The 26,976-nt window shown below is 66.0% G+C and carries 23 protein-coding genes and 1 riboswitch; of the genes, 8 read left to right on the forward strand and 15 right to left on the reverse strand.

The window, feature by feature from the left end:
- Nucleotides 1-71 precede the first annotated feature (71 nt).
- The gene (locus B9C43_RS16290) at nt 72-1,361 is read right to left on the reverse strand and encodes a carotenoid oxygenase family protein (protein ID WP_235038641.1); all 1,290 of its coding nucleotides are present in this window, start codon (nt 1,359-1,361) and stop codon (nt 72-74) included.
- Between the two features lie 83 nt (nt 1,362-1,444).
- Between B9C43_RS16290 and B9C43_RS16295 the strand changes: the two genes are divergently transcribed.
- Nucleotides 1,445-1,957, forward strand: coding sequence for a PadR family transcriptional regulator (locus B9C43_RS16295; RefSeq protein WP_033381272.1), 513 nt, complete (start codon nt 1,445-1,447; stop codon nt 1,955-1,957).
- On the opposite strand, the gene B9C43_RS16300 is transcribed toward B9C43_RS16295, so the two are convergent.
- The 6 genes from B9C43_RS16300 to betA form a co-directional block, all read right to left on the reverse strand.
- Nucleotides 1,954-2,142: a hypothetical protein gene (locus B9C43_RS16300; RefSeq protein WP_084427272.1), complete on the reverse strand. Its 189-nt coding sequence runs from the start codon at nt 2,140-2,142 to the stop codon at nt 1,954-1,956. The genes B9C43_RS16295 and B9C43_RS16300 overlap by 4 nt on opposite strands.
- Before the next feature lie 35 nt (nt 2,143-2,177).
- Nucleotides 2,178-3,134: an ABC transporter substrate-binding protein gene (locus B9C43_RS16305; protein WP_033381270.1), complete on the reverse strand. Its 957-nt coding sequence runs from the start codon at nt 3,132-3,134 to the stop codon at nt 2,178-2,180.
- Entirely contained in the window at nt 3,131-5,056 is a 1,926-nt protein-coding gene (locus B9C43_RS16310; protein WP_200825555.1) for an ABC transporter permease, read from the reverse strand. The genes B9C43_RS16305 and B9C43_RS16310 overlap by 4 nt, the downstream gene beginning before the upstream one ends.
- A 38-nt stretch (nt 5,057-5,094) precedes the next feature.
- A complete protein-coding gene (locus B9C43_RS16315) occupies nt 5,095-6,150 on the reverse strand; it encodes a quaternary amine ABC transporter ATP-binding protein (protein WP_084427276.1) in 1,056 nt (351 codons plus the stop codon).
- Nucleotides 6,151-6,213: 63 nt separating this feature from the next.
- Nucleotides 6,214-6,990, reverse strand: coding sequence for an IclR family transcriptional regulator (locus B9C43_RS16320; protein ID WP_084427278.1), 777 nt, complete (start codon nt 6,988-6,990; stop codon nt 6,214-6,216).
- On the reverse strand, nt 6,987-8,627 hold the full coding sequence (betA, locus tag B9C43_RS16325; RefSeq protein ID WP_084427280.1) for a choline dehydrogenase: 1,641 nt from the start codon (nt 8,625-8,627) through the stop codon (nt 6,987-6,989). The genes B9C43_RS16320 and betA overlap by 4 nt, the downstream gene beginning before the upstream one ends.
- A 146-nt stretch (nt 8,628-8,773) precedes the next feature.
- On the opposite strand from betA, the gene purU reads away from it, so the two are divergent.
- Nucleotides 8,774-9,619: a formyltetrahydrofolate deformylase gene (purU, locus tag B9C43_RS16330; RefSeq protein ID WP_235038642.1), complete on the forward strand. Its 846-nt coding sequence runs from the start codon at nt 8,774-8,776 to the stop codon at nt 9,617-9,619.
- 660 nt (nt 9,620-10,279) lie between these two features.
- Here purU and B9C43_RS16335 read toward each other — a convergent pair.
- Nucleotides 10,280-11,053, reverse strand: coding sequence for an IclR family transcriptional regulator (locus tag B9C43_RS16335; protein ID WP_084427284.1), 774 nt, complete (start codon nt 11,051-11,053; stop codon nt 10,280-10,282).
- A gap of 121 nt (nt 11,054-11,174) precedes the next feature.
- Here B9C43_RS16335 and B9C43_RS16340 point away from each other — a divergent pair, with 121 nt between their 5' ends.
- Genes B9C43_RS16340 through B9C43_RS16350 form a run of 3 tightly spaced genes read left to right on the forward strand, consistent with a single transcriptional unit; the run spans nt 11,175 to nt 13,765 of the window.
- On the forward strand, nt 11,175-11,492 hold the full coding sequence (locus tag B9C43_RS16340) for a bifunctional 3-phenylpropionate/cinnamic acid dioxygenase ferredoxin subunit (protein ID WP_033381263.1): 318 nt from the start codon (nt 11,175-11,177) through the stop codon (nt 11,490-11,492).
- On the forward strand, nt 11,492-12,634 hold the full coding sequence (locus B9C43_RS16345; protein ID WP_084427286.1) for an NAD(P)/FAD-dependent oxidoreductase: 1,143 nt from the start codon (nt 11,492-11,494) through the stop codon (nt 12,632-12,634). The genes B9C43_RS16340 and B9C43_RS16345 overlap by 1 nt, the downstream gene beginning before the upstream one ends.
- Before the next feature lie 15 nt (nt 12,635-12,649).
- A complete protein-coding gene (locus B9C43_RS16350; RefSeq protein ID WP_084427288.1) occupies nt 12,650-13,765 on the forward strand; it encodes an aromatic ring-hydroxylating oxygenase subunit alpha in 1,116 nt (371 codons plus the stop codon).
- 210 nt (nt 13,766-13,975) lie between these two features.
- On the opposite strand, the gene B9C43_RS16355 is transcribed toward B9C43_RS16350, so the two are convergent.
- Both B9C43_RS16355 and B9C43_RS59590 read right to left on the reverse strand, forming a co-directional pair.
- Entirely contained in the window at nt 13,976-14,731 is a 756-nt protein-coding gene (locus B9C43_RS16355; RefSeq protein ID WP_084427290.1) for an SDR family NAD(P)-dependent oxidoreductase, read from the reverse strand.
- Between the two features lie 48 nt (nt 14,732-14,779).
- Complete coding sequence (locus tag B9C43_RS59590) at nt 14,780-14,914, reverse strand: hypothetical protein (RefSeq protein WP_268811564.1); 135 nt, start codon at nt 14,912-14,914, stop codon at nt 14,780-14,782.
- Between the two features lie 144 nt (nt 14,915-15,058).
- A riboswitch (ZMP/ZTP riboswitch) is annotated at nt 15,059-15,140 on the forward strand.
- A 20-nt stretch (nt 15,141-15,160) separates the two neighbouring features.
- Between B9C43_RS59590 and B9C43_RS16360 the strand changes: the two genes are divergently transcribed.
- Nucleotides 15,161-16,018: a bifunctional 5,10-methylenetetrahydrofolate dehydrogenase/5,10-methenyltetrahydrofolate cyclohydrolase gene (locus B9C43_RS16360; protein WP_084427292.1), complete on the forward strand. Its 858-nt coding sequence runs from the start codon at nt 15,161-15,163 to the stop codon at nt 16,016-16,018.
- On the opposite strand, the gene B9C43_RS16365 is transcribed toward B9C43_RS16360, so the two are convergent.
- Entirely contained in the window at nt 15,965-16,927 is a 963-nt protein-coding gene (locus B9C43_RS16365; protein WP_033381258.1) for an aldo/keto reductase, read from the reverse strand. The genes B9C43_RS16360 and B9C43_RS16365 overlap by 54 nt on opposite strands.
- Before the next feature lie 139 nt (nt 16,928-17,066).
- Between B9C43_RS16365 and B9C43_RS16370 the strand changes: the two genes are divergently transcribed.
- Both B9C43_RS16370 and B9C43_RS16375 read left to right on the forward strand, forming a co-directional pair.
- Entirely contained in the window at nt 17,067-18,338 is a 1,272-nt protein-coding gene (locus B9C43_RS16370) for a UDP-glucose dehydrogenase family protein (RefSeq protein WP_235038643.1), read from the forward strand.
- Nucleotides 18,339-18,371: 33 nt separating this feature from the next.
- Entirely contained in the window at nt 18,372-20,162 is a 1,791-nt protein-coding gene (locus B9C43_RS16375) for a gamma-glutamyltransferase family protein (protein WP_084427294.1), read from the forward strand.
- Between the two features lie 347 nt (nt 20,163-20,509).
- Here B9C43_RS16375 and B9C43_RS16380 read toward each other — a convergent pair whose 3' ends face one another.
- From B9C43_RS16380 to B9C43_RS16395, 4 genes are read right to left on the reverse strand one after another with little or no spacing between them, the layout of a single operon-like run.
- Nucleotides 20,510-21,799: an alginate O-acetyltransferase AlgX-related protein gene (locus B9C43_RS16380; protein ID WP_084427296.1), complete on the reverse strand. Its 1,290-nt coding sequence runs from the start codon at nt 21,797-21,799 to the stop codon at nt 20,510-20,512.
- A 27-nt stretch (nt 21,800-21,826) separates the two neighbouring features.
- Nucleotides 21,827-22,954, reverse strand: a complete 1,128-nt coding sequence (locus B9C43_RS16385; protein WP_084427298.1) for a class I SAM-dependent methyltransferase — start codon at nt 22,952-22,954, stop codon at nt 21,827-21,829.
- Nucleotides 22,938-25,727, reverse strand: coding sequence for a glycosyltransferase family 4 protein (locus tag B9C43_RS16390; RefSeq protein ID WP_084427300.1), 2,790 nt, complete (start codon nt 25,725-25,727; stop codon nt 22,938-22,940). The genes B9C43_RS16385 and B9C43_RS16390 overlap by 17 nt, the downstream gene beginning before the upstream one ends.
- The gene (locus tag B9C43_RS16395; protein ID WP_084427302.1) at nt 25,720-26,967 is read right to left on the reverse strand and encodes a hypothetical protein; all 1,248 of its coding nucleotides are present in this window, start codon (nt 26,965-26,967) and stop codon (nt 25,720-25,722) included. Before B9C43_RS16395 ends, B9C43_RS16390 begins: the two co-directional genes overlap by 8 nt.
- Nucleotides 26,968-26,976: the final 9 nt, after the last annotated feature.

The following is a 26,976-nucleotide window of genomic DNA, read 5'->3' on the forward strand; positions in this document are numbered from 1 at the left end:
GCCTCCTGTGCGCACTATCCGCAACACCATGCAGCTTGCGCAACAAGCGTGGCTCTTGGGGAGTGGGTGTGTCAAGCGTCCGGCAGCCAGTTCCCGTGGAAGCCTGCGGGAACGCGACGAGGGAGCTTGATCGACGCCGCGAAGTCGAGAGTTTTCGCGTCGAGGAAGAGAAGTTCGGAGCCGCTGCCGTCGTGCTCGGTGACGATCGACATCAGCCAGCCGTCGTCCTCGGTTTTCGCGTCCTGCTTGCTGACGAACTCCGCCTCACCGGGATTTTTGCCCAGTTCGTTGACCTCGCTGCGGCCGCTGTCGGTGTCGTACTTGACGATCGCGTTGTCGGTGACCGTGTACAGGAACTTGCTCGGCCGGCCGAGCTGCTCCTCGTTGAACGACGGGAACTCGATGTCCCGGTCGTCCCGCAGTTCCTCGACGACCTTGCCTGTCGCCGGGTCGAGGATCCAGCGGTACAGGCCGGACCCGACGGCGGCCTCCGCGGGATTGGTCACGCCGCTGATCTCGTCCCACAGTCCGGCGAACTTGTCTCGGGAGTAGCGGACCGCGTCCAGCACGATGCGGCCTTGGTCCTCGTAGGCGTTGCCGACGTGGAACACGTAGCACGGGTCCACGTCGAACCACTGGACCTCACCGCCCTTCGGCATCACGCCGATGCGGGCGCCATAGCTGTCGCTCCACACGTACGGCATGCCTTTGCCGACGCGTTCGAACTCGAACACCACAGGCAGGTCCAGCCAGATCACGTGGTTCTCGGTGATGGAGAAGTCGTGCATCATCGTCGGCCCCGGCACGGTGATCTCCCGGCTTTCCACCAGCTCGCCGGTGCGGTCCAGGCGGTGGTAGGTCAGGTAGGGCGGCATGAAGCCGTAGCCGAAGAAGTGCAGGTCGCCGGTGACCGGGTCCTCTTTGGGGTGCGCGGTCATCGCGGTGGTCAGCCTGCCGCCGAAGTCGCACGGTCCGACGGTGTCCAGTTCGGGTGTCATCTCGTACGGGAAACCGGACTCCACCAGGGCGAAGACCTTGCCCGCGTGCCGGATCACGTTGGTGTTGGCGGTGACGGCCGCCCGGTCCAGCCCTGTCTCGGTGAGGAACTGGGCGCCTGCCAGTTTCGTGGTCTTCACCCAGCGGTTGCGGTACCACTCCGCGCGCCCGTCCTGGATCCGGACGCCGTGGATCATCCCGTCGCCCGCGAACCAATGCCCAGGATCCTGCCCGGGCAACGGGTTCGGGCCGTTGCGGAAGTACCGCCCGGCCAGCTCGGCGGGCAGTTCGCCGGTCACCGGCAGGTCAATGGTCTCGATCTCGTCGGCCACCGGTGCGAGCAGGCCTTCCAGGTATGCGGGCACATCGATCTCCTTCCAGTAGTGACATGTCAAAACTAGAAGGTCAGAATTCGACATGTCAATGCTGGAATGTCAAAATCGGCGGCATGAGCCTTCGCCACGCCGTGCTCGGCCTGCTCACCTCCGGCCCGGCCAGCGGCTACGACCTGATGAAACGGTTCGAGTCGTCACTCGGCTACGTGTGGTCGGCGACGCAGAGCCAGCTCTACGGCGAGCTCACCAAGATGGCGGACGAAGGCCTCGTCGAAGTCGCCGCAGAAGGACCGCGCGGCCGCAAGGAATACGCGATCACGGAAGACGGACGAGCGGCGCTCCTGCACTGGATGACCGAAGTCGAACCAGAACCCCTACGCCGCAACGGGTTGTTGTTGCGCGCATTCTTCCTGCACCTGGTCGAACCGGACAAGGCGGTCGCCTTCTTGCGCCACCAAGCCGACTTGGCGGCCCAGCAGCACGAGGAACTCAGCAAGCTCGCAGAACTTGTCGCCGAGGAAGAGCCGTGCCCGGAGAACACCTCAGGCCGGATCGTCCTGGAGTACGGGCTGCGCGCCAGCGCGACCTACCGCGACTGGGCGGACTGGGCCGAGAAGCAGATCTAGTTCTTGGCGCCCTTGGCCTTGTCGAGCTCGGCCTTCTGCTTGTTGCGGGCGTCGATGCCCAGCCCGACCATCGCCGGACTACGTATGCGCAGGTCAACGTGACATGGCCGGACGGCATGCCCAAAGAGGCGGCCGACGCCGTCCTCCCAGCCGACTGGTTGCCGTGAAGGCCACCCTAGGGACATCAGACGCCCCTAGGGTGGCCCTCACTGCGACGGAATCAGGTGGCGGGCAGCCAGGCTTTGACCTTGTCCTGGTTGGCCTCGACCCACTTCTTGGCCGCGGCGTCCGGCGTCATCTTGTCCACGGCGATCCAGCGGGCCACGAGGTTCTGGTCGTCGTTGGTCCACTTGAAGTTCTTCACCAGCTGGTACGCGGGTCCGTTGGCGTCGGCGAACTTCTTGCTGACGATCTTGTCCAGGTCGTAGTCCGGGTAGTCGCAGGCGATCTTCTCCGGCACCGCGTCGCATCCCGGTGTGTACGGGGGCAGCTTCACCTTCTCCAGCTTGATCTCCGAGAACAGCCACTGCGGCGAGTAGAAGTAGCCGATCAGCGGCGTCTTGCGCTCCTCCGCCTGCCGGAACGCCTGGATCAGCGCGGTCTCGCTGCCGCCGTAGACCACCTTGAAGTTCAGGCCGAGGTTTTTCACCAGGGCCTCGTCGTTGGTCACGAAGGACGGGTCGCCGTCGAGCAACTGGCCCTGACCGCCGGACTCGGACGTCTTGAACATGTCCGCGTTCTTGTTCAGGTTGTTCCAGTCCAGCAGTTCCGGCTTCTCCTTGGCCAGCCACGGCGGGATGTACCAGCCGATCTGGCCCTTCACACCGGTCGAGCCCGCCGAGACACCGATCTTCTGCTCGTCGATGTACTTCTTGCGCAGGTCGTCGTGGCCCCAGTTCTCGACAACCGCGTCCACTTCGCCGGTGCCGAAGCCCTGCCAGGCGACTTCTTCCTTCAGGTCCTTCTTGGTCACCCGGCAGCCGAGGTTCTTCTCCGCCACGTACGCGATCACCGCCGCGTTGGCCTCGTAGCCGACCCATGGGTTGATCGCGATCTTGAACTCGCCGCAGGAAGCCTGTGATCCGCCTCCTCCGCCGGGGTTCTCACCGACCTTCGCGCCACTGCAGCCGGCCAATGCCAGTCCGGCGACGGCGAAAACCGCCAGAGTCCTCTTCACCGTGAACCTCCTCGTTGCGTGCGGTTGGCCGCCGCCTGCGTCAGACGGTCGAGCATCACCCCGAGCAGCAGAATGGCGATGCCGGCCGCGAGCCCCTTGCCGTAGAGCTGGCCCTGTGAGAACCCCGCGACGACGTCGTAGCCGAGTGCTCCCGCACCCACCAAGCCACCGACGACGACCATCGAAAGCACGTAGATCAACCCCTGGTTGGTGGCCAGCGTCACCGCCCGGACCGACATCGGCAGCTGCACCTTGGTGATCGTCTGCCAATTGCTGGACCCGGACGCTACCGCTGCCTCCACTGTGGTCGCCGACACGCCGCGGATGCCGTCCGCGACGATCTTCACGGCGACCGGTACCGCGTACACGACCGCCGCGGCGATCGCGGTGAACCTGCTTGCCGAGAACAAAGCCAGGAACGGCACCAGATATACGAAGTGCGGCATGGTCTGCGCCGCGTCGAGCACCGGCCGGATCACCCGGTCGGCCCGCTGTGAGCGGCCCATCCAGACACCGACCACGAGCCCGATGACCATTGTGAACACTGTGGCAACAAGCAGTGAAGCCAACGTGGTCATGCCGTCGGACCACAACCCGGTCGCGACAAGCAGTCCCAAGCACACCGCGGACACGATCGCCGCCCGCACACTGCCGATCACCACAGAGATCGCCACGAGCGCCAACGCGACCAGCCACCACGGCGAGTCGACGAGCACGGCCTGCAGCGGATCGATCAGCACCCAGGTGAAGACGTCCTTGATGCCGTTGGTGATCGGCGCGAAGTTCGACTGGATCCAGTCGGTCACCTCACTGGCCCACAGCACGATCGTGCTGCCGATGTCCAGCCGGGAATCGAACTCCGCCGCCCAGATGTAGGTGTACGACAGCCAGATCGCGAAGACCGTCAGCGCACCGCCCACCAGCAGCGCGATCCTGTTTGGACGGTCGCGTCCTCGTGAGGCTGCCGCCGTGGTGACCCGGTCGAGCACGATGGCCATCACCACGATCGCCAGACCGGCGTTGAACGCGGTGCCGACATCCAGTGTCTGCAACGCCTTGATGACCGTCTTGCCGAGACCGGGCGCGTCGATCAGGGCTGCGATGGTGACCATCGCCAGCGCCGCCATGATCGTCTGGTTCACGCCGAGCACGATGGTGCGCTTGGCCGCGGGCAGCAGAACCTTGGTCAGTGTCTGGGTTTTCGTCGAACCGAGCGATTCACTCGCTTCGACCGTGTCGTGCGGAGCCGATCTGATCCCGTGCGCGGTCAGCCGGATCACCGGTGGTGCCGCGTAGATCAGCGTCGCGATCGTCGCCGACGCCGGTCCGATCAGGAAGAACAGCGTCAACGGCGCCAGGTACACGAACGACGGCATGATCTGCATGAAGTCCAGCACCGGCGTGATGATCCGGTTGAACCGGTCGGACAGGCCCGCCCAGATGCCCAGCGGGATGCCGATCGCCAGCGAGATGATCACGGCGGCCAGCGTGAGCGCCAGCGTGTCCATGCTCTCCCGCCACAACCCTTGCAGGCCAAGGAAGAAGAACCCGGCCGCGGCCAGCAGGGCGACACGGATGTTGGCGACCGCGTACGACACGAAGCCGACCAGTGCGACCACACCGAGCCAGCCGATCAGCGGCAACGGCCTGCCGAAGGAGGGCTGGGCGATGATCGACTGGATGAACACGACGAACTCGTCGATGAACAGCCGGATGTAGTTGAAGAAGTACAGGAAGATCGGGTTGGAGTTGCGGTTCGCGCCGATCACGTCGTTGAGGTCGTTGAACCAGTGGTGCACCGTTGTGAGCTGGGCGCCGCCGAGCGCCAGCGTGTGCATTCCGCGCAGGAACACCCACAGCACAAGCCACACCGCGAGGATGCCCAGCACGATCCTGCCGCGGCTACGGGCGACTATGTTCACCCTCGGCAGCGTCGGTGAGACCCGTGAAGTCGCCACCATCAGGAGTCACTTCCTCCCGCGATGACCGACAAGATCTCCTCGTCGCCGACGATGCCGAGCAGTTCACCGTCCTTGACGACCTTCACCGGCTTCTCCGCGGCCAGCACACTGCGCGTGGCCTCCCGGACGACAACGTCCGGGCCTAGTTCGGGCCCGTCGAGCTGATCGTCGTCGCGCGGCTGACGCATGATCCACTTCAGCGTCAGCACGTGCGACCGCGGCACGTCCCGTACGAAGTCGCGCACGTAGTCATCGGCAGGCGCGGCAACGAGTTCGTCACCGGTGCCGATCTGCACGAGCGCGCCGTCGCGCATGATCAGGATGCGGTCGCCGAGCTTCAGCGCCTCGGACAGGTCGTGGGTGATGAACACCATCGTCTTGCCGACCTCGCGGTGCAGCCTGATCACCTCGCTCTGCATGTCCCGCCTGATCAGCGGGTCGAGCGCGGAGAACGGTTCGTCGAACAGCAGCACGTCCGGATCGCCTGCCAGGGCACGGGCCAGCCCGACGCGTTGCTGCATGCCGCCGGAGAGCTGATCGGGATACGACTGTTCGTACCCGCCGAGGCCGACGAGTTCGATGACTTCGTTGGCGCGCTTGGTCCGTTCGGCCTTCGGCACGCCACGGATCTCAAGGCCGTACGCCACGTTGTCCACGACGCACCGGTGCGGCAGCAGGCCGAAGTGCTGGAACACCATGGAGAACTTGTTGCGCCGCAGGTCTCTGAGCCGCTTGGGGTCAGCCGCGAGGATGTCCTCGCCCTCGAAGATCACTTCGCCCGCGGTCGGCTCGATCAGCCGGGTGAGGCAGCGCACCAGGGTCGACTTGCCCGACCCGGACAGGCCCATCACCACGAAGACCTCGCCGGGGGCGACGTCGAAATCGATGTCGCGGACCGCGGCCGTGCAGCCGGTGCGGTCCATCAGTTCGCGCCGGGACAGCGCACCCAGCTCCGCGGAGCCGGGGACCCGGGCGGGCTTGGGTCCGAATACCTTCCAGAGGTTCCGGACGGAGATGACCGGTTGTTGCGTATCGTGCACCTGAGTTCCGTGCATGGAACACCATCATTCTACGACCGCCCCCTAGTCAAGAGCGCGCCGTGTTTCAAAAAGGTTTAACTAGTGGCCATGCCATCCCAGACGGCGGGACACGTCCCGTCCGGCGGCCACCACTTTGGCGGCGACATCCGGTATCCGATCTGCGGTAATGCGGAATCCGGGGCCTGAAGCACTGATCGATCCAACCACGGTTCCGTCGGCACCGCAGATTGGTGCGGCGATGGCGGTGAGCCCGACCTCGAGCTCGTCGACGGCCACCGCGTAGCCGCGGCGGCGTGCTTCGTCGACCTGGGCGCGGAGTGCCTCTCGGCTGGTGACTGTCTTATCTGTGAAGCGCTTCAGAGGTCCGGTCGTCAGCTCGTCGAACCGAGGTCCGGACACCGTCGCCAGCAAGACCTTCCCGTTGGACGTGGCATGCAACGGGATCCGCTGGCCGACCCAGTTGTGTAGCTGCAGCGCCGCCGAACCGGCGACCTGGTCGACGTACAGCGCCTCATGTCCGGACAACACCGTGATGTTCACCGTCTCACCGACGATCTCCGCCAGCCGCTGCGATACGGGTTTGGCGCGCTGTACCAGGTCGAGCTTGGCCGTGGTGGCACCGGCGAGCTGGAGAATGCCGACGCCGAGCCGGTACTTGCCGCGATCGGTGTGCTGCTCCACCAAGTCGTGCGACTCCAACGTGGTGACCAGGCGAAACGCCGTGGACTTGTGCACCTTCAGCTTGGTCGCGATCTCGGTCACGCCCAGTTCGCCGTACCGGGCGAGCAGCTGCAGCACGGTCAAAGCCCGGTCGACGGACTGGATCGTGCTGCCGCTCTCGCCGTTCACGGTCATGACTTGTGGTGGCGGTAGAAGGTGGCCTCAGAGGGTGGCAATGGGGTGTTGCCCATGATGAGATCGCTTGCTTTCTCCGCAACCATCATCACCGGCGCGTAGATGTTGCCGTTCGTGACGTACGGGAACACCGAGGCGTCGACCACGCTCAGGCCTTCGACGCCGTGCACCCGCATGTTCGACGGGTCCACAACGGACATGTCGTCGATGCCCATCTTCGCCGTGCACGACGGGTGGTACGCGGTCTCCGCGTCCTTGGCCACCCACGCCAGGATCTCCTCGTCGCTGGACACCTCCGGCCCTGGGGAGATCTCGCCCGCGTTGAACTCGTCGAACGCGGGCTGGCTGAGGATCTTGCGCGCGACCCTGATGGACTCGACCCATTCCCGCCGGTCCTGGTCGGTCGAGAGGTAGTTGAACCGCAGGGCCGGGTGCTCACGCGGGTCCGTGGACTTGATCTTCACCGAGCCGCGGGCGTCGGAGTACATCGGCCCGATGTGCACCTGGTAGCCGTGTCCCGCAGTCGGCTGCGAGCCGTCGTAGCGCACGGCCAGCGGCAGGAAGTGGAACATCAGGTTCGGGTAGGCGACGTCCTCGTTGCTGCGGGCGAACCCACCGCCTTCGAAGTGGTTGGTCGATGCCGGGCCTTTGCGGGCCAGGAGCCACTTCAAGCCGATCAGCGGACGGTTGCGCCACTTCAACGCGGGGTTGAGCGACACGGGCTTCTTCGAGGCGTGCTGGACGTAGACCTCGAGGTGGTCTTGGAGGTTCTCGCCGACCCCGGGCAGGTCGTTGACCACGTCGATGCCCAGTGCCTGAAGTTCTTTGGCATTCCCGATGCCGGACAGCTGCAGCAGCTGAGGCGTGTTGATCGCGCCGCCGCAGAGGATGATTTCCTTGCCGCGCACGGTTTTCGTCCGGCCGAACCGGCTGATTTCCACACCGGTAGCGCGCTTTCCGTCGAACAGCACCTTGTTGACGTGCGTGTAGCACTTGAGCGTCAGGTTTGGACGGTCCAAAACGGGATGCAGGTACGCGCGGGCCGCGGACCAGCGGCGTCCTTTGTTGATGTTCCGGTCGAACCTGGCGAAGCCTTCTTGCTGGAAACCGTTGACGTCCTTGGTGATCGGGTAGCCCGCCTGCTGCACGGCCTCGAAGAACGCGCCGAACAGGGGATTGGTGGCCGGGCCGCGTTCCAGGATCAGCGGGCCGTCGTCACCGCGCCACGCGTCCCCGCCTGCCAGGCAGTTCTCCATCTTCTTGAAGTACGGCAGGCAATGCGCGTAGCCCCAGTCCTTCATACCCGGATCGGCCGCCCAGCGCTCCAGGTCCAGCGGGTTGCCGCGCTGGAAGATCATGCCGTTGATGCTGCTCGAGCCGCCGAGGACTTTGCCACGGCCGTGGGAAACCCGGCGGCCGCCCATGAACGGCTCGGGCTCGGAGTGGTACTTCCAGTCGTAGAACCGGTTGCCGATGACCATGGTCAGCGCGGCCGGCATGTGGATGAAGATGTCCCAGATCCAGTCCGGCCTGCCCGCCTCGAGGACCAGGACCTTCGTGGAGGGGTCCGCGGACAGTCTGTTGGCCAGTGCACAGCCGGCCGAACCGCCGCCGACGATGATGTAGTCGTAGCTCATCGCACCCTCCTTGTGTTGCGTAATACCCAACGCCGTTCGTAATGCGAAGCATAAGCAGGCTAGTCGGGGTTGACTCCAACGCCAACCGATGGCGACACTGTTGCGAACTACGTCTCATGTCTCGTAGTGCGCAACAGGAGGTCGCCGTGAGCGATGAGTTCGTGCTGACCCTCACCTGCCCGGAACAACTCGGGATCGTGCACGCCGTCTCCGGGTTCCTGGTGGAACACGGCTGCGACATCGTGGACAACCGGCAGTTCGACTCGGAACGGTTCTACATGCGCGTGCACTTCGCCGCTCGTCGAGAACCCGTCGACCTGGCGACGCTGCGCGCCTCGTTCGCCAAGACAGCCACGGTCTACGGCATGGAATGGCAGATCCACGCGGTCGACGAACGACCCCGCGCGCTGATCATGGTCTCCAAGTTCGGGCACTGTTTGAACGACCTGCTCTACCGCTGGCAGACCGGCCAACTGAAGATCGACATCCCGCTGATCGTGTCGAACCACCGAGACTTCGAGCCGCTGGCCCAGACCTACGGAATCCCGTTCGAGCACGTCCCGGTCACCCGGGAAACCAAGGCCGAAGCCGAGGCCCACCTGCTCGACCTGATCGAGCGCAACGACATAGAACTGACCGTGCTGGCCCGCTACATGCAGGTCCTCTCGGACGACCTGTGCCAGAAACTGGAAGGCCGGGTGATCAACATCCACCACTCGTTCCTACCCAGTTTCAAGGGCGCCAAGCCGTATCACCAGGCCTTCGAGCGTGGCGTGAAGGTCGTCGGCGCCACAGCGCACTACGTCACGGCCGACCTGGACGAAGGCCCGATCATCGAGCAGGAAGTCATCCGCGTCGACCACACCCACGACGCAACCCAGCTCGCCGTGATCGGCCGGGACGCGGAATGTCTCGCCCTGTCCCGCGCTGTTCAATGGCACGTCGAACGGCGCGTCCTGCTCAACGGCCACCGCACCGTGGTGTTCAAGTAGCCGAACAGCAGAGGTGAGGCCGCACGCAGTGGAACGCGGTCGGCTGGGTGTCTCGGTGGTGCTGTTGTCCGGGCCCTTGAAAAGGAATTGCAGGGAGGCCACCCAGAGGGAGGGGGCTTTCAGCTCGAATTTCCCCGTTGGTTGGGCGCGTGTGTCCCCTCCGGTACGGCCTGCCTGACGGAACCACGGGGCGTCAAGAGGTCGGTATCGCTTCCGCTCGGGGCTGGGTCGCGTAGGCCGACCTCCTGACACCCCGTGGTTGGACAAGCCCAGGCCATACCGGAGGGAACACCCACGAAGCCCACCCCTGTGCTGCCCGCACAGGACAACTGCCTCACCGAAAGAGCCACCCTGTGCTGCCGCGCCGAAGAGCTGCCGCGCCGGAAGGTCATCCCTGTGCAGCCACATTGGAAGAGCAAACTCGTGCTGCGGCACCAGGAAACCCCTTCACACCCGGGGCAAATCACAGTTCCGGTTCATGCGGCACCGACCACTTTTGACAAACCCCAACCCCCACAAAAGGACATCCCCCACCACTCCCGGGGGGACGACCCCAGGCCAGTCTACCGGGGATAAGGCCTGGTCAAGGGGGTTACTGGGCGGTTGTGGACAACCGGATTCGCGAGTGGACCGTTCGTACGGAACGGTCCACTCGGTCGGTCATTCGCCGAAGTAGCCCACGCGGGAACTGATCTCGGCGGCGCCGACGCACAGCTTTTCGGCCACTGCTGGGAATGACTCGACGGTGAGCCGGTAGGCCGGGCCGGACACGCTGACCGCGGCGATCACGTCGCCGCTGCCGCCTCTGATCGGGGCGGCGATCGCGTTCAGGCCGATCTCCAGTTCCTCGTTGGTGCTGCTCCAGCCGCGTTCGCGGATCATGTCCAGTTCGGACATCAGCTTCGAGCGGCTGGTGATCGTGGCCGGTGTGTAGCGCTCCAATGTGTCCATCGCCGAGGTCAGTTGGTCCTCTGTGGCCCATGCGAGCAGGACTTTGCCGCTCGATGTCGCGTGCAGCGGGGTTCTTTGCCCGATCCAGTTCCTGGTGGTCACGGCGGCGGTGCCGTAGACCTGGGTGATGTTGGTGGCTTGTCCGGAGTCCAGCACCGCGACGTTGACTGTCTCGTCGAGTTCGGTGGCGAGTCTCTCGCAGACTGGTTGGCTTTCTCTTGGCAGGTCGAGTCTTGCGGTGGTGGCGCCGGCGAGCCGGACGATCCCGAATCCGAGGCGGTACTTGCCGCGCTCGGCCACCTGTTCGACCAGCCGGCGCTGTTCCAACGCGCCGATCAGCCGGAACGCCGTGGACTTGTGCACGTCGAGTTCGGCCGCGATCTCGGTGACCCCGGCCTCCCCCCGGACGGCCAAGATGTCCAGGATCGCCAGCGCACGGTCCACGGACTGCACCTGGACTGTTGCGGGCTTTTCGTTCCCCATGTCGCAACTCTACTCACGAGTCACGTACTTCCCCTGGTTGAACCCTTGACGGGCCGAGAACCAAGCCTCACTCTGTTGCTTATCGCACGACTTGTTGTGTATCGCACAACGGAGGCTGAGCATGATTCCAGTCTGCGCGCTGGACGACATCCGTCCTGGCGAGGCGGTCCGGCTTGACGGAGAACCCCCGATCTCCGTGTTCAACGTGGACGGCAAGCTGTACGCAATCGACGACACGTGCACACACCAAGACGCCTCGCTGGCCGATGGCTGGCTCGAAGGCTGTCTGATCGAGTGCCCGTTGCACGCGTCGTGTTTCGACCTTCGGACCGGCCAGCCGACCGGCCCGCCTGCCAAAGTTCCAGTACGCACTCATCAGGTGGTGATCCAGGACGGTCACGTCTACGTAATAGCCGCCCCGGTCCCGGCAGTTACCTGATGCGCACGATCACCGTGGTCGGCGCCTCGCTCGCTGGCCTTTCCGCCGCGCGTGCGTTGCGAGCACAGGAATTCGCGGGCCGCATCATCGTGCTCGGCGACGAGTCGCACGAGCCGTACGACCGGCCGCCGCTGTCCAAGGACTTCCTGGCCGGAGCGGCATCTGTCGACGAGATCTCGCTGATGACGCCGGACGACAAGCTCCTGGACCTCGACTGGCGTCTCGGCGTACGGGCGACTGCTTTGGATCCTTCGGAGCGCGCGGTCGTCCTCGACACGGGCGAGCGGATCGTGACCGACGGCGTTGTCTTGGCAACGGGTGCACGTGCCCGGGAAATGCCAGGCCCGGCCGGTGTGCACACGCTCAGAACCCTCGAGGACGCCCTGGCTCTGCGGGAGGAATTGCGGCAGGGCGGTTCGTTGGTCGTGATAGGTGCGGGCTTCATTGGTGCCGAAGTCGCGTCGACCGCACGTCAACTGGGCCTGGAAGTCACGGTCATCGAAACTCTGCCAACACCGATGCTCGGGCCGCTCGGCGCGGAGATGGGCCTAGCCTGCGCGGGACTGCACGCCCGCAACGGCGTCACGCTCATCACGGGCGTGCCAGTGTCCGAGTTGGTCGGTACGTCACGTGTGCACGCGGTCCGGCTGGCCGACGGCCGGGAAATCCCGGCGGACATCGTGGTCGTCGGCATCGGCGCGACCCCGAACGTCGAATGGCTGGCCGGATCCGGACTGACCATCAACGGCGGCGTGGTCACAGACGCACGCTGCAGCACGGACATCCCGCAGGTGGTCGCGGTCGGGGACTGCGCGTCGTCGTTCAACGACCATGCGGGCGCGGTGATCCGCTTGGAACACTGGACGAACGCCTTGCAGCAGCCCAAGATCGCCGCCGCGAGCCTGCTCGGCCGCGCGAGCGTGCACGCCGCGCGGTTCTCAGTCCCGTACTTCTGGTCCGACCAGTACGGCGCACGGCTGCAGTTCGCCGGTCACCGTCGTGACGGTGACGAAGTCGAGGTTGTCGAAGGTTCCCTGGAAGGGGCGTTCGCCGCTGTCTACCGCCGCGACTCGCGGCCCGTTGCCGTGCTCGCCGTCGACCAGCCGCGTGTTTTCGGCCGGTGGCGCCGTGAGCTCTCTTGAAGAAGGGGTGTTGAGTTGACCCTCAGCCTGCCGCCGAGCCTGCTGGCCACGCTGCCCGGCCACTACTACACCGACCCGTCGATCTTCCGGGTGGAACAGGAGCGGATCTTCGAGTCGATGTGGTTCGCGGTGGCTCGTTGCGCCGACATCGCCACACCGGGCAAGTTCGAGACCGTCTCCGTCGGCCGGGAAAGCATCCTTGTCGTGCGTGGCCGCGACGGTCAGCTGCGCGCGTTCCTCAATGTCTGCAGGCATCGCGGCGCCAAGCTGTGCGTGGAGGCCGCGGGAGAGACCAAGCGTTCACTGCAATGCCCTTACCACGCCTGGACATACGGTCTCGACGGAAAGCTCATTGCGGCACCGAACCTGACCAAGATGCCGGACATCGACCGCGTCGAGTACGGCCTGATCCCCGTGCACCTGCGGGAATGGCTTGGTTACGCGTGGGTGTGCCTCACGGACTCGCCACCGTCCTTTGAGGACACGGTGATCGGTGCGGCCCGTGACCGCCTCGGCGACACCGAGATGATCAGCCACTGGGAAGTCGACACGCTGGACGTCGGCCGCCGGATCGTCTACGACGTCAAGGCGAACTGGAAGCTGATCATCGAGAACTTCATGGAGTGCTACCACTGCGCGACGATCCACCCGGAACTCACGGAAGTCCTGCCGGAGTTCGCCGACGGCTACGCGGCGCAGTACTACGTCGGCCACGGCGCGGCATTCGCCGAGGAAGCCCAAGGGTTCACGGTCGACGGAAGCGAAGGCTTCGACAAGATCGGCGGTGTCGGTGCGGAGGAAGATCGCAAGTACTACGCGATCACGGTCAACCCGCAGGTGTTCATCAACCTGGTGCCCGACCACGTGATCTTCCACCGGATGTTCCCGATGTCCGCGGACCGGACGGTGGTGGTCTGCGATTGGCTGTACACCAAGGAAGTCGTGGCCAGCGGCAAGGACGTGTCCCGCTCGGTCGAGCTGTTCCACCGCGTCAACCAGCAGGACTTCGACGCGTGTGAGAGGTGTCAGCCCGCGATGTCATCGAGGGCTTACGCGAGAGGCGGCGTGTTGGTGCCCAGCGAACACCACATCGCCGCCTTCCACGAATGGCTGACAGCCAAGCTCGCCTAGGCCAGAACTGTCAGACCCCTTCGATAACGTGAAATCAAGGGCGCCCCTGGTGGTGGGGTTTGTCGCCTTTGGAGCCTTGGCGAGGGGCTCTTGGCTGGGGTCCTGGCGAGGGACCTCAGCGGACCTCAGCGAAGGGTTTCGCGAAGGGCCTCAGCGAACGGGCTCGCGAAAGGCCTCAGCGGTCTTAGCGAGGGGCCCTTGCGAAAGGCTTTACCGAGGCGCCATCCGCAGGGCGCCGTCCATGCGGATGACCTCGCCGTTCAAGTAGTCGTGGTCGATGATCGCCAAGGCCAGCTTGGCGTACTCGGCGGGCGCCGCCAGGCGCTTGGGGAACGGGACGCCTTCGCTCAGCGCGGCCCGGAACTCGTCGCTCACCCCGGCCAGCATCGGGGTGTCGACGATGCCCGGCGCGATGGTCATCACGCGGATACCCGAGGTGGCGAGATCACGAGCGGCGGGCAAGGTCAGGCCGACCACGCCGCCCTTGGACGACGAGTACGCGGCCTGGCCGATCTGTCCGTCGAACGCAGCGATCGAGGCGGTGTTGATGATGACGCCACGTTGGCCGTTCTCGTCCGCATCGGTCTTCGCGATCGCCTCGGCGGCCAGCCGCAGCACGTTGAAGGTGCCGATCAGGTTGATCTCGATGATCCTGCGGTACACGTCCAGGTCGTGGACGCCCTTCTTGGACAGGATCCGTCCGGCTGTACCCACACCCGCGCAGTTCACCGCCACTCGCAGCGGTGCCTCGCCCGCTGCCTGGTCGACTGCGGCTTGGACCTCCGAAGGGCTGGTGACGTCGGCCGCGACGTACGTCACCCCGTCAACCGCGGGCGCCTTCTCGATCGCGCCGGGCAAGTCGAGTGCGAACACCTTGGCGCCTTGCTTCGCCAGCGCCCCCGCGGTCGCCCCGCCAAGACCCGACGCACCGCCAGTGACAACCGCCGCGATACCGCTGACCTGCATGCCTGCTCTCCTTTGGGCTCTGGACGGGAGAGAGGCTATCCGTCACGGTCAGGAGTGGTCGTGCGGTGTGACGTCCTTAACGGGTTGCCTGTGGTCTGTCGCGTGCAGCAGGAGCACCAACGGCACCGCTGCGAGCACGGCCAGCACCACGAACCCGAGCACGATGGCCAATACCTCCAACATGCGTTCCATGGTCGTCTTCGCAGGCCACGGGCGCGTCGGCCATGAGTGCGGTCTTCATGTCCTTCCGAGGGACGGCGCAGATCACCCAAAGCTACGACTTAGGTCTGACACGCCCCTGAGGGGTCGGACCACCGATTACCATGAAGCCCGGGTCGTGACTGGCGTTGAGGTGGAGTACCACCGGGGAGCGGCCCCACCGAGCTTGCCGCGCGCCTGGGCGATTTCCTCACCACAAGGAGTCGCGGTATGGCCTTGATGTCCGGCACCGATGTCGCCCGTGAGATCACCGAGCAGACCACCAAACGGGCCAGCGAATTCGAGCAGCGCACTGGGCGTAAGCCCTGTCTGGCCGCCGTCCTCGTCGGCGAGGACCCCGCGTCGGTCACCTACGTGAAGATGAAGCGCAACCGCAGTGCCAAGGCCGGGATCGAGTCCCGGTTCGTGCACCTGCCTGAGCAGACCACGACCGAGCAGCTGGTCGCCGAGATCACCAAGCTCTCCGAGGACCCCGGGGTCGACGGGATCCTGCTGCAGCACCCGGTGCCCAAGCACATCGACGAGCGCGCGGCGTTCGAGGCGATCGCGCCGAGCAAGGACGTTGACGGCGTTACCATGCACTCGTTCGCGGCCATGGCCTTCAGTGAGCCTGGGTTCGCCTCGGCCACGCCTGGCGGCATCATGCGGCTGCTGGAGGCTTACGAGGTCGACCTGAAGGGCAAGCACGCTGTCGTGGTCGGCCGTAGCCCGATTCTGGGCAAGCCCGTGGCGATGCTCATGCTCGCGAAGGACGCGACGGTGACGATCTGCCACTCCAAGACCGAGAACCTCGACCAGATCGTGCGGACCGCGGACATCGTGGTGGCCGCGGTCGGCAAGCCGAAGTTCATCACCGCCATCAAGCCCGGCGCCGTGGTGATCGACGCCGGTTACAACGAGGGCAACGTCGGTGACGTGGACTTCGAGCAACTGGCCGACTCCGCGAGCCTGATCACGCCGGTGCCCGGCGGCGTCGGCCCGATGACCATCGCCCTGCTGCTCGAACAGACCGTGTCAGCGGCGACCCGGCGGGCAGATCTCGTCGATGTAAGCGAGGTCGTCGGCTGACGGCCGCCACTTGACCGCCGCGGCGTTCTCGACGACCTGCTCGGGCGTGGTCGCGCCCGCGATCACCGACGACACCGGGTTCTGCGCGGTCAGCCAGGAGATCGCGAGCGTGGTCAGCGAGATGCCGCGCTCGTCGGCAAACGCTTGCAGTCGCTCGATCCGGTCCCACGGCGCGTCGGCGAGCAGCTTGCGCCTGCCGGCCAGCCGGGTGCCCGGCGGTGGTTCGGTGTCGCGCTGGTACTTGCCCGTGAGCAGGCCGTTGGCCAGCGGGAAGTACGGCAGCACGCCGAGCCCGAACCGCCGGGCGGCCGGGTTGACGTCCCGCTCGGCCTCACGCTCCAGCAGCGAGTAGTGGTTCTGCGCGGCGATCGGCTGAGCCACGTGCTGCATCTTCGCCGTCCACGCCGCGTCGGCGATCTGCCAGCCAGCCAGGTTGCAGACGCCGGCGTAGCGGATCTTGCCCTCGGTGATCAGCTCGGACAGCACGCCGAGGGTCTCGCCGATCGGCGTCTTCGGGTCCGCCCGGTGCAGCTGGTACAGGTCGATCCAGTCGGTGCCGAGGCGGCGCAGCGACGACTCGACCGCACGCCGGACGTACCGCCGCGAGCCGCGGGCGCCGAAGTCAGGGCCGTTGCCGCCCTGCATGTCGACGCCGAACTTGGTCGCGATGACGGCGTGGTCCCGTCGCCCGGACAGCGCCTGGCCGAGCAGCTCCTCACTGCGGCCGCGCGGCGCGCCGTAGACGTCGGCGACGTCGAAGAACGTGATTCCGGCGTCGAGCGCGGCGCTGACGACGGCCCTGGATCCGGCGAGGGACTCCGCGGCTGTGCCTGGCCTGCCGAGGTTGTTGCAACCGAGTCCGACGGCACTGACCACCAGCCCGGACTCACCGAGATGTCGGTGCTCCATGCAGCGGGACCCTATGTCGGAGCGAGCCAAGAGTTCCAGCCGCGTACGTCGCATGGAGTATTCGAGCTCGCCAGCTGAAGTTTCAACGTAGGTCAACTCCGGCTGCGACCGTCCCCAGTAACAGGATGGGGTGGTTCGGTTGCAGCGAAAGATCGCAGTGGTCGGCACCGGTTATGTCGGCCTCACCACTGGGGCTTGCCTGGCCGCGCTGGGACATCACGTTGTCTGCGCGGACATCGACGCCAACAAGGTCGACCGGTTAGGGCGTGGCCACGTGGACATCCTCGAGCCAGGCCTGGACGAGCTGGTCAACCGGGGTCTCACGGCTGGGAACCTCGAGTTCGTGGTCGGCGCCACGAATGCCGTTTCGCCCGAGACCGAAGTGTTGTTCCTGTGTGTTCCGACGCCGATGGGTGCTGACGGCTCCGCTGATCTGCGTGCCGTCGAGTCCGTGCTCGCCGAGGTCGGCGACATGTTGCCATCCGGCTGTGCGGTGGCGACCAAGTCGACAGTCCCGGTCGGAACCGCGGATCGCTTGCGACACATGGTGAACGTGCCGATCGTGGCCAATCCCGAGTTCCTGCGGGAAGGCAGCGCGGTCGACGACTTCCTGCACCCGGACCGGATCGTCGTTGGTTCGGCGGATCGCGAAGCGGCACAACGGGTTGGCGATCTCTATGCGGCACTGCAGGCGCCGACGCTCGTCCTCGACGCGGCCAGCGCGGAGATGGTCAAGTACGCGGCGAACTGTTTTCTCGCGGTGAAACTGTCCTATGTCAACGCGATCGCGCAGCTCTGTGACCGGGTCGGCGCAGATGTCCGCGAGGTCACCGAGGGCATGGGGCTTGACCCGCGAATCGGCCGGTCTTTCCTCAAGCCCGGGCCCGGCTGGGGTGGATCGTGCCTGCCCAAGGACACCAACGCGTTGCTGCACGTGGCCGAGCAGGCCGGACTGGACTTCGCGTTGTTGCGCTCGGCGATCGAGCAGAACGTGCGCCAGCAGGAAGACGTGATCGACCGGATCAGGCAGGCCTGCGACGGGACCGTCCGCGGCGCCCGGATCGGCTTGCTGGGCCTTGCGTTCAAGGCGGGCACGAACGACCTGCGTGATTCACCCGCGATCGGGATCGCGAACGCGCTCGTGGCCGAAGGCGCGGAGATCACCGCGCACGATCCGGCCATTACGGGCGAATTGCCGGGTATGCGGCTGGTCGATGATCCTTACGAGGCGGTCAAGGGCGCGATCGCGGTGGTCGTGCTGACCGAATGGCCGGAATTCCGCACATTGGACTGGACCAAGGTCGCCGAGCTCATGGACGGTTTCACGGTCGTGGACACCCGCGATCTGCTCGACGGCGACGACCTCGCCCGGGCCGGCCTGCGCTGGAAGGCCATCGGCCGTCGCTGTTGAAACGATGGAACCCGGTCGCTTAGATAGTTAGCTATGTTCACCACTCGCCCCGAACTGGCCGGTACCCACGGGATGGTGGCCTCCACCCACTGGCTGGCCTCGGCGGCGGGGATGGCGATCCTTGAGGACGGCGGCAACGCGTTCGACGCCGCCGTGGCAGCCGGGTTCGTGCTGCAGGTCGTCGAACCGCATCTCAACGGCCCTGGCGGTGAAGTGCCCGCGGTGTTCCAAGCCGCAGGGCAGTCACAGCCGCGAGTGTTGTGTGGACAAGGCGTCGCACCGGCTGGCGCGACCATCGAGCACTACCGTGACCTCGGCCTGGAGCTCGTTCCCGGCAGCGGTTTGCTGGCCGCGACGGTGCCCGGCGCTTGGGACGGCTGGCTGATCCTGTTGCGTGACTACGGAACCAAACGTTTGCGCGATGTGCTGGATCGGGCGATCGGCTACGCCCGTGACGGTTTTCCGATCGTGCCAAGAATCCCGGACACCATCGACGCGGTCGCCGAGTTGTTCAAGGAACATTGGCCCAGCTCGGCATCGCTCTGGCTGCCCGATGGCCGCTCGCCCGCGGCAGGCTCACGATTCCGCAACCCTGCACTCGCCGACACGTTTGAACGCCTGCTCGCCGAAGCCGAAAACGCCGGTTCCGATCGGGAGGCCCAGATCGAGGCGGCACGTCGGGCCTGGTATCAAGGCTTCGTCGCCGCGGAGATCGATTCCTTCGCGCGCGACGCTTTCCTCGACGACTCCGGCCGCCCCCACGCGGGCGTGCTGACCGGCCAGGACATGGCGACGTGGCAAGCGTCCTTCGAGGACGCGCTCACAGTGGACATCGGCTCATGGACGCTGGTCAAATGCGGCGCCTGGACCCAAGGACCCGTTCTGGCGCAACAACTGCGTTTATTGGACGGGTTCAAAGACCGGCTGTCCTATATAGACGGTGTGCCGACGGCGGAGACCATCCACATCGCGATCGAGTGCGCCAAACTGGCATTCGCCGACCGGGAAGCCTGGTACGGCGACGACCCTGACGTCCCGTTGGCAGCACTGCTGTCCGAGGAGTACGCCGTCAACCGGCGCGCACTCGTGACCGAACACGCCTCGTTCGAACTGCGTCCGGGCTCACCCAACGGCCAACCGCCAAGGCTGCCGGCCTTCGCGGTGCCTTATTTCGTGCCCGCTGAAGAGATCTCCGGAGCCTTGGGCGAGCCGACCGTGGGCAACAGCGGAGTCGTCCGCGGCGACACAGTGCACATCGATGTCGTTGACGCGGTCGGGAACATGATCTCGGCGACCCCGTCCGGCGGATGGCTGCAGTCCTCGCCGACGATCCCGTCGCTGGGCTTCTGCCTCGGCACCCGAGCCCAGATGTTCACCCTGGAACACCACTTCGCCAGCTCACTACGGCCAGGCAGGCGTCCACGGATCACCCTGTCACCGTCGATGGCATTGCGTGACGGCGTGCCGCAGCTCGCGTTCGGCACACCCGGCGGGGATCAACAAGACCAATGGCAGCTGTGCTTCTGGCTCGCCCACATCGGCGCCGGACTGAACATGCAGGAAGCCATCGACGCACCGACCTGGCATTCCGGGGCGTTCCCGAGTTCGTTCTTCCCGCGGTATTGGCAACCAGGCGAACTGGTCGTGGAGTCACGGATTGGTGATGCCGCGATTACCGAACTGCGTGAGCGCGGCCACCTCGTCACCGACGCCGGCCCGTGGACGCTCGGCCGGATGTCAGCGGTCTCTCGTGATCCCGCGGACGGCATGCTCCGTGCGGCCGCGAACCCGCGGGGAATGCAGGGTTACGCGGTAGGCCGCTAGTTCTGGTTCTTACCAGGTCGCTTGAGCAGGACGTGCGCCAACCGGCCCAGGAAGAACGCCGTGACTAAAGCCACGAGCACGACATGAACCCACATGAGGCCTCCGTCGGTGATGGTTACGTTCCTTGGACGCCTACGAGGCTCCGCCGGTTGAGTGTGTGACCCGGGTAACACCGCGCCGACACGCGCAAGCAGTGCCCGATCGGGTGACGCAGCTGTCCGGCTGCCTTTACTTGAACCGTCCAGCCTCAACCGCAACACCAATTCCCATGAGGGAACCCCTAATTTCAACGCTACACCGGGGGTCTGACAGTTCTGCGTGGATGCGATGTCTCGCCTGGTCAGCGGCTACTTGCGGATCGGGTTGTCCTTCAAGACCCGCACGATGCCGTCGACCACCGCGGGCTGTAGCAGCTGGTTGTTGCCCGAAGCGATCGTGCGCTCGACGACCTCGACGGCGACGACCTCGTTCTGAGCGAGCATTTCGCCAGCGGCTCGACCGTTGTCATCAGGAGTTTTGCCATAGTGCAGCACGGTCAAGTCGCCGAAGGAAGCCGCCAGGTAACGCAAAGCCCGGATGGTGAACGAGTCGCTGAGCATCCCGACCGACTCGGTCACTGTGCCTTGCCCCGTCGCGTGTCCCACCTGCACCGGCGTGTTGAAGTCCGGCGAGAGGTTGCGGGTCTGGTCGCGTTCCCCGTCCGGCTTCAGCGAGTACATGAAACCCTTGTTGGTTCCGGAAAGCCCGATCAGCGGCGGGGTGTCGGCCGGGATCGAGTACTCCTGCACCGGCTGGGTCACCCATTTCCGGGTGATCGTCGGGTGGATCGCCTCGGCCAGCCTGCGGGCGAGCACCAGTCCGCCTTCGTCCCACCAGTGGCCGTCCAGCGGCGGGTAGACCGGCTTGCCGAGTTGCTGGCCGCGGGCGTGTAGTTCGCCGCGCAGGTCGACCACGCCTTTTTCGGCGGTGAGCAGCGGCCAGAGTTCGCTGTTCACCTTCTGCATGCAGTCTTTGCCCGCGTAGGAGTTCGGCAGGTTCTCCGGCACGATCGTGGTCTTGTCCGGTGCCACCACCATCACGAACTTGCGGCCGGACGCTTCGACGCCTTCCCGCAACCGACGGATCTGGTCCATTGTGGACTTCAGGTCGCGTGCCTGGTTGCACCGGCTGACCACGTCGTCGCCGTAGTACATCCAGCCGTTCTTGCCCTCGATCGCCAACGGGATCGTCACGCCCGGGTTGATCTGGCGCTTGTCGCCCTGCGGGCCGGGCACCACGGCCACCGGGCCGGACTGCTGGGGGCTGCGGCCGAGGTTCGGCGGTTCGCCGAACAGGCCGCGGCTGATGCCGTTCACCGCGTCGATCGCTTCCCGGCGGAACGGCAGGTGGTCGTTCGACCAGCCGTTGAAATTCGTGAAGAACGACCAGCCGTCACCCGGATTCGGAAATGACGCCAGCCGGTGGTTCTCCAATTCCGTCGGACGCATTCCGAATGTCAACGAAATCAACGGCATGGCGAAGAACACGACTGCGCAAATGATCGCCGTCAGCTGCCGGACACCGTGCCTCGGCCGGTAGAGGCTGTGCTCACGGGGCAGCCACGCCTCGTGCACGGGAGGCAGCGTCGATTGCGCCATGAGCTCACCCTAGCCCGAGTCAGTCAGTCATATACCGTGATTGATGTCTATCCGGTATTCGCCGACCTCGATCGCGTAAACGTAACTCAGCCAATGCCCACCTGCGCGTTCGTCCGGCGTGGCCTCCAGCACGGTGCAGCCGATCTGCTCGAACAGCGCGTACACCAGGTCCTTGCGCACGCCGTTCATCTCGAGCTCGTCACCCGTCGTCTTGGCGACGACCGGCGCCGCGGGTGCCTCGTCGACGGGAGCGGCGGTGACCGGAGCCTTGGCACGCACCTCGACCGGTACGCGCGCTGTCGCGCTGTCCCGTTCGGCCCACCACGCCACGGTTTCCTGGACGAGGTCGACTTCCAGTTCGTACGAACCCGGTTCGCTCGGAGCCATGACCCGGATCAGCACCTCGGTCGACTCACCTGGCCGCAACGGGCATCGGACAGGCTCGCGGCCGTCGTCCTGCACGAACATCGCGCCGTGCAGACGCCAGTGGTTGCCCGCGTTGAGCAACTGGCCGGGCAGCCATTCGCCGTGGCTGATGTTCTTCACGCCGACCCGGACATAGCCACTCTCACCGACTTCGAGCGAGGTCGGCGCCTCCAGCACGTGCAGCTGCGCTTTGCTGAGCGACGGCGGCATCGGGCGGGTGGCTGGGACGTGGCTGGGCAGCTGGAACACCAGGTGCCCGCCCGGCTTGGTGATCCGGGCCATCTCCAGCAGGTAGCGCAGCGACAGCGCGGGCCTGATGTGCTGCAACGTGATCACGCTGATCACCAGGTCGACCGAGTCGTCGTCGAACGGCAGCGTGGCCGCCTCGTTGTGGACGAACGCGACCCGGTCGGGGAACGGGTTGCCGGCCTGCGCTTGTTCGATCATCGAGCGCGACACGTCAACGCCCGTGACGTGCTTGCATTGCTCGGCCAGGGCGTAGGTCAACCGGCCGACACCACAGCCGAAGTCGACCGCGACGTCCCCGTACGACTTGCCGTGCCGGTCCAGAACTTCCAACAGCCGGCGCACGTCGGTGCGGCCGCTGTCGAAGAAGTCCTTCCTGGCCTGGCCGTCGTGGTACTCGGTTTCGGTGAGCACCGCCCAGAACGGGTCGGATTTGGCCAGCGTCTCCCACTGGTCCCGGACCCGGTCAAGATCCTTGCTCATCGGCGGACTCCCTCCGGGCCGGGTCGGCGAGGCGTTCGTCCAGCATCCGTTCCACCTTGCCGAGCTGCTCGGTCAGCTGCTCGATGCGGTCGGAGACCTGGGTTTCCAACAGGTCGATCCGCATGTTCTGGGCATCGGTCGTGTCCACGAACCGACGGTTGAGCCGGTCGAGCGCGGTCTGCACGCCGTCGGTCACCGCGCCCATCACCTTGCGCTGATGCACGTCGTAGTGGTCGATCAGGCGAAGGACCATGCGTCGCATCGCGGGCGCGAGCGGAAGGCGTGACGGTGCATTGGTTTCCGCGCGCCACCGCACCGCTTCCCGCGCATCAGCCAACGGGCGCAACACGGGATCGGTCACGGCCAGGGATTGCGTCGGCCTGTCGGACTTTCCGTCTCGCCAGTTCCGGTAGGCGTCCTGCAGCTGAGTCCGGACCCAGGAAGCAGCGGCCTCCGGCGTCCGGTTACGCAGCACGTACTCCCGCGCGGCCCGGCCACGGCGCTCGGCCTCCGCCGGGTTGTCGGCCACCTCTCGCATGGCCGCAGCGGCGGCGTCGAGGTCGGGATCGGCCCAGCGCGCGTGTTCCTGGTACGGCGGCCAACCCGGACCGACTTCGACCATCTTGTACGGGATCGGCCAGCCGACCTCTTCGTTGAAGAACTCCGTGGTGCTGGAGTAATCCGTTGAGATGACGGCCATTCCGCGCATCATCGCCTCGGCGACGGTCAGGCCGAAGCCTTCGCTGCGGTGCAACGACACGTAGCAATCGCTGTCCGCGTAAAGCTTGTTGAGCTCCGCGACGCTCAGGTACCGCTCGACGAGCTCGATCCGTGGATCTTGGCCGATCTCGTGCAACAGGCGCTCGACGGCTTTCGCGTGCAGCTGGCCGTTGGTCGCCTTGATCACCAGCTTGACGTCGTCACGGCCTTCGAACGCCTTCTTGAAGGCTTTGACCACGCCCCAAGGGTTCTTGCGCTGACCGGTGCTGTTGTAGTCGAACGCGAAGAAGAACTGGACCGGCTTGCCGGGGTCCCGCGGCGGGCGCGGTCGCAGGCCAGGATCCAGGACCGGCACCGGGATCACCTTCACCGGCACCGAGGTGTGCTTGGCGAACGCCTTGGCGCAGAACTCGCTGACCGTCCAGATCTCGTCGACGAACTCGTAGCCGATGTGCTGCCACGCCGGGAAATCTTCGAGCTCCCACGCCCACAGCCCGATCCGGTAGCGCTCGTGGCCGACCTCCGGGTAGCTGGCCATCAGCAGTTCGGTCTGATCGGCGTTGACCGCCATGATGGTGACCGGGAACCGGGGCCTGCCCGCCGTCGGCGGCAGGTCCAGCGCGGTGCTGCAGGCCAGCGAATGCTCCTCGACCACCGACACCAGCGGGACGCCTGCCTGCTCGACCATCTTGCTGATGATCCGGCCCATCTCGCCGAGACCCAGCTCCGCGGTCAGGTAACCGGCGATGTTCACGCCGAACTCGTCGACCGGGGCACGCAATGCGCGAGGTTCCTTGGGCAGCGCCCACTTCGGAACCATCTTCTCCTGCACGCCGTACGTCCGGCACCACTGGCGGAACGCCGGAGCGTCCGTTCCACACGGCCACGGGAACGCACGCTGCAGGTCGCCACGGTTCGCCCAGACCGCCATCACCAACCGGTTCATCCCGGCCGCTTCCTCCGGCGGTGAACTCGGTGTGGCGAGCCAGCGCTGGAAGCTGACGCCGCCGTCGTCGCCGAAAGGATGCGGCGGGATTTCGGTGACCGCTCGCTTGAACCGCATCTCTGCGGCGTCCGGCTCCTCGGCTTCCTTCCAGGCGGCGCGGAACATCCGGCGCAGCGACTTGGTCAGCTTGGTGCCGTCCGGCAAGGTGTCGAAGCCGTAGCGGACCGACTTCAACGGCTCACGGTAACCGTTGGCCAGCAACGCTTCCCGGTAGTCCGTGCACAGTCGCGCGACCTCGGGGTGCTCGGAGAGCCGGATCCGTGGCTTGACCGTGCAGTGCCGGCTCAACAACCACGGGTCCTCCGGGCGGTAGCCGCTGAAGTGGAAGAACCGCACAGGAGTCTCACCCGCGAGCAGCGCTCCGTCCGCACCGCGCGTCAGCGGACGCTCGTGCAGATTCCAGTACGCGACGTTGAACCCCGGGTCCCGCAGCACGGTGTGCTTGAACAGGGCCGGGACCTGGTCGGCCCAGCGCTGGTCGGCGAACATCTGCTCGGCGGTGTCGATGATCGCGTCCTGGCGCAGCCGCTCGGCCCAGAAGTCCAGGAAACCCTTGGCTGCCTTGCTGACCGCGAGGAAACCGAGGTCGAACGTGCCCTCGCCGAGGATGGCCGCCTCGTCGGGTTGCTTGCCGTCACGCGGAAGCGGGCTGAGAAACCGCGGTGTGAGCACGATGTCGTTGTTCGCCGCGAGCGTGACCACTTCGGGCATCGGCGCGAAGACCTGGATGTCCGGGTGCAGGTAGACGGCAACGTCGGCACGGGTGAGCAACCGGCGCAACAGCAACGGTTTCACCGCGCTGGCCAGCTCGGCGACCGTGTACGAGGTCGCCATCCGCAGGTAGTCGACCTCGCTGACGTCCAACAGTTCCGGGCCGGCCAGTTGATAGCCGTCCCCGGTCTCACCCTCGGGCACGCCATCGGTCACGACGACCACGAACTCGTGTCCCGGGTGGTGTTCCAGGTACGACTTCGCCAGGACGCGCGCGAACGGCAGGTAGTTGCGCGCGACGATCGTGCACGCGATGGCGCCGAGTGCGTCAGCCATTCGCCGCGAGGATCTTCAGCTGCTCGGCGAGCAGGTCGTTGTACAGCTCCGTCACCGTGACCAGATCGTTGCCGGTGACCTGGATACGCACCAGAGTGCCCTTGTGCGCGTAGTGCGCACGGATCACCGCGGGGGTCTTGTCGGTCTTGTCGATCTTGGCGGCGAGCACGCCGGTCGGCTGGTTCTCCAGCGCGGTCATGCCGTAGATCAGCTGCTGCTCACCGAGCTTGTCCCTGGCCGTGGCCGCGGTCTCGGCCGACGTCGTCTCGGTGGTGAAGATCGTCGGGTTCAGGCCCTCCGGCGTGTCGGAGACGGCCAGCCGGGCCTTGCCCGCGCCCGCGTCGGTCAGGATGCGGATCTCGTCGGCAGTGAGGAACTTCACCTGCTGGGCGTCCGCGAAGGTCTTCACCTGGCCGTAGTCCCCGGCCTTGCCCGGCAGGTCCGTGATGGACAGGTTGTCCCGCGGCTTCGGCGTCGTGGTCGGCGGCTGCGTGGGGGTGGGCGGCGGCGCGGTGGCACCGGGCTCGTTGTTGGAGCTGCCGGTGAAGAAGATGAAATACCCACCGACGGCAAGGCCGATCACCAGCACCACGGCGACGAGGATCTTGGCGGTCTTGCCGCCCTTCTTCTTGGTGTCCTCGGCGAAGACCTCGGGCCCTTGGGCCAGCCACGTCGGCTGCAGCGACGGCATCGGCTGGTCCTCGACGCCCCACGGCGAACCCTGGCTGGGGTTCGGCGGCGTGGACTGCCAAGGCGCCTGGGGCGGCATGCCGGGTGGCTGCACCGGCCGGACGACCTGGGTGCGCTCGGCCTCACCGCCGGACTGCGCGCTGACGACCTGCGTCACATCCGGGTTGCCGCCCGGCTGCTGGCCGACGACCTGGGTCGAGTCGTTGGTCGGCTCCCAGCGGAACGCCTGCGGGAACGGACCGCTGCTCGGCTGCTGGACCTGCGTGGCCTCGGGCTGCTGCGGCGGCTGTGCGGCCTGCGGCGGCTGGGGCTGCTGCGGTGGCTGCTGGGCAGGGAACGGTCCGCTAGTCGGCTGCTGAGCCGGGAATGGCCCGCTGTTCGGCTGCTGAGCCTGGAACGGGTTGCTGGTCGGCTCGGAGACCGCAGGTGGCGTCGTCGCACCAGTCGCCGTCGCGAGCAGCTGGTCCCTGCGTTTGCGGTAGTCGTCGGCGTGGATCCGCCCCTCCGCAAGCGCCTGATCAAGCTGCCTGAGGTCTTCCTGCCAGGACATCCGACCCTC

The sequence above is a fragment of the Kibdelosporangium aridum genome (genome assembly GCF_900176515.1).
Taxonomy (GTDB): domain Bacteria; phylum Actinomycetota; class Actinomycetes; order Mycobacteriales; family Pseudonocardiaceae; genus Kibdelosporangium; species Kibdelosporangium aridum.

Excerpts from the sequence above, each read along its gene's own strand:
- B9C43_RS59590 (WP_268811564.1), bottom strand. The coding sequence starts at position 14,914 with ATGTTGGAGGTATTGGCCATCGTGCTCGGGTTCGTGGTGCTGGCCGTG.
- B9C43_RS16315 (WP_084427276.1), bottom strand. The coding sequence starts at position 6,150 with ATGCACGGAACTCAGGTGCACGATACGCAACAACCGGTCATCTCCGTC.
- B9C43_RS16320 (WP_084427278.1), bottom strand. The coding sequence starts at position 6,990 with ATGACCGTGAACGGCGAGAGCGGCAGCACGATCCAGTCCGTCGACCGG.
- B9C43_RS16295 (WP_033381272.1), top strand. The coding sequence starts at position 1,445 with ATGAGCCTTCGCCACGCCGTGCTCGGCCTGCTCACCTCCGGCCCGGCC.
- B9C43_RS16355 (WP_084427290.1), bottom strand. The coding sequence starts at position 14,731 with ATGCAGGTCAGCGGTATCGCGGCGGTTGTCACTGGCGGTGCGTCGGGT.
- B9C43_RS16345 (WP_084427286.1), top strand. The coding sequence starts at position 11,492 with ATGCGCACGATCACCGTGGTCGGCGCCTCGCTCGCTGGCCTTTCCGCC.
- B9C43_RS16380 (WP_084427296.1), bottom strand. The coding sequence starts at position 21,799 with ATGGCGCAATCGACGCTGCCTCCCGTGCACGAGGCGTGGCTGCCCCGT.
- B9C43_RS16395 (WP_084427302.1), bottom strand. The coding sequence starts at position 26,967 with ATGTCCTGGCAGGAAGACCTCAGGCAGCTTGATCAGGCGCTTGCGGAG.
- B9C43_RS16365 (WP_033381258.1), bottom strand. The coding sequence starts at position 16,927 with ATGGAGCACCGACATCTCGGTGAGTCCGGGCTGGTGGTCAGTGCCGTC.
- B9C43_RS16340 (WP_033381263.1), top strand. The coding sequence starts at position 11,175 with ATGATTCCAGTCTGCGCGCTGGACGACATCCGTCCTGGCGAGGCGGTC.
- betA (WP_084427280.1), bottom strand. The coding sequence starts at position 8,627 with ATGAGCTACGACTACATCATCGTCGGCGGCGGTTCGGCCGGCTGTGCA.
- B9C43_RS16360 (WP_084427292.1), top strand. The coding sequence starts at position 15,161 with ATGGCCTTGATGTCCGGCACCGATGTCGCCCGTGAGATCACCGAGCAG.
- B9C43_RS16335 (WP_084427284.1), bottom strand. The coding sequence starts at position 11,053 with ATGGGGAACGAAAAGCCCGCAACAGTCCAGGTGCAGTCCGTGGACCGT.
- B9C43_RS16385 (WP_084427298.1), bottom strand. The coding sequence starts at position 22,954 with ATGAGCAAGGATCTTGACCGGGTCCGGGACCAGTGGGAGACGCTGGCC.
- B9C43_RS16300 (WP_084427272.1), bottom strand. The coding sequence starts at position 2,142 with ATGTCCCTAGGGTGGCCTTCACGGCAACCAGTCGGCTGGGAGGACGGC.
- B9C43_RS16390 (WP_084427300.1), bottom strand. The coding sequence starts at position 25,727 with ATGGCTGACGCACTCGGCGCCATCGCGTGCACGATCGTCGCGCGCAAC.
- B9C43_RS16375 (WP_084427294.1), top strand. The coding sequence starts at position 18,372 with ATGTTCACCACTCGCCCCGAACTGGCCGGTACCCACGGGATGGTGGCC.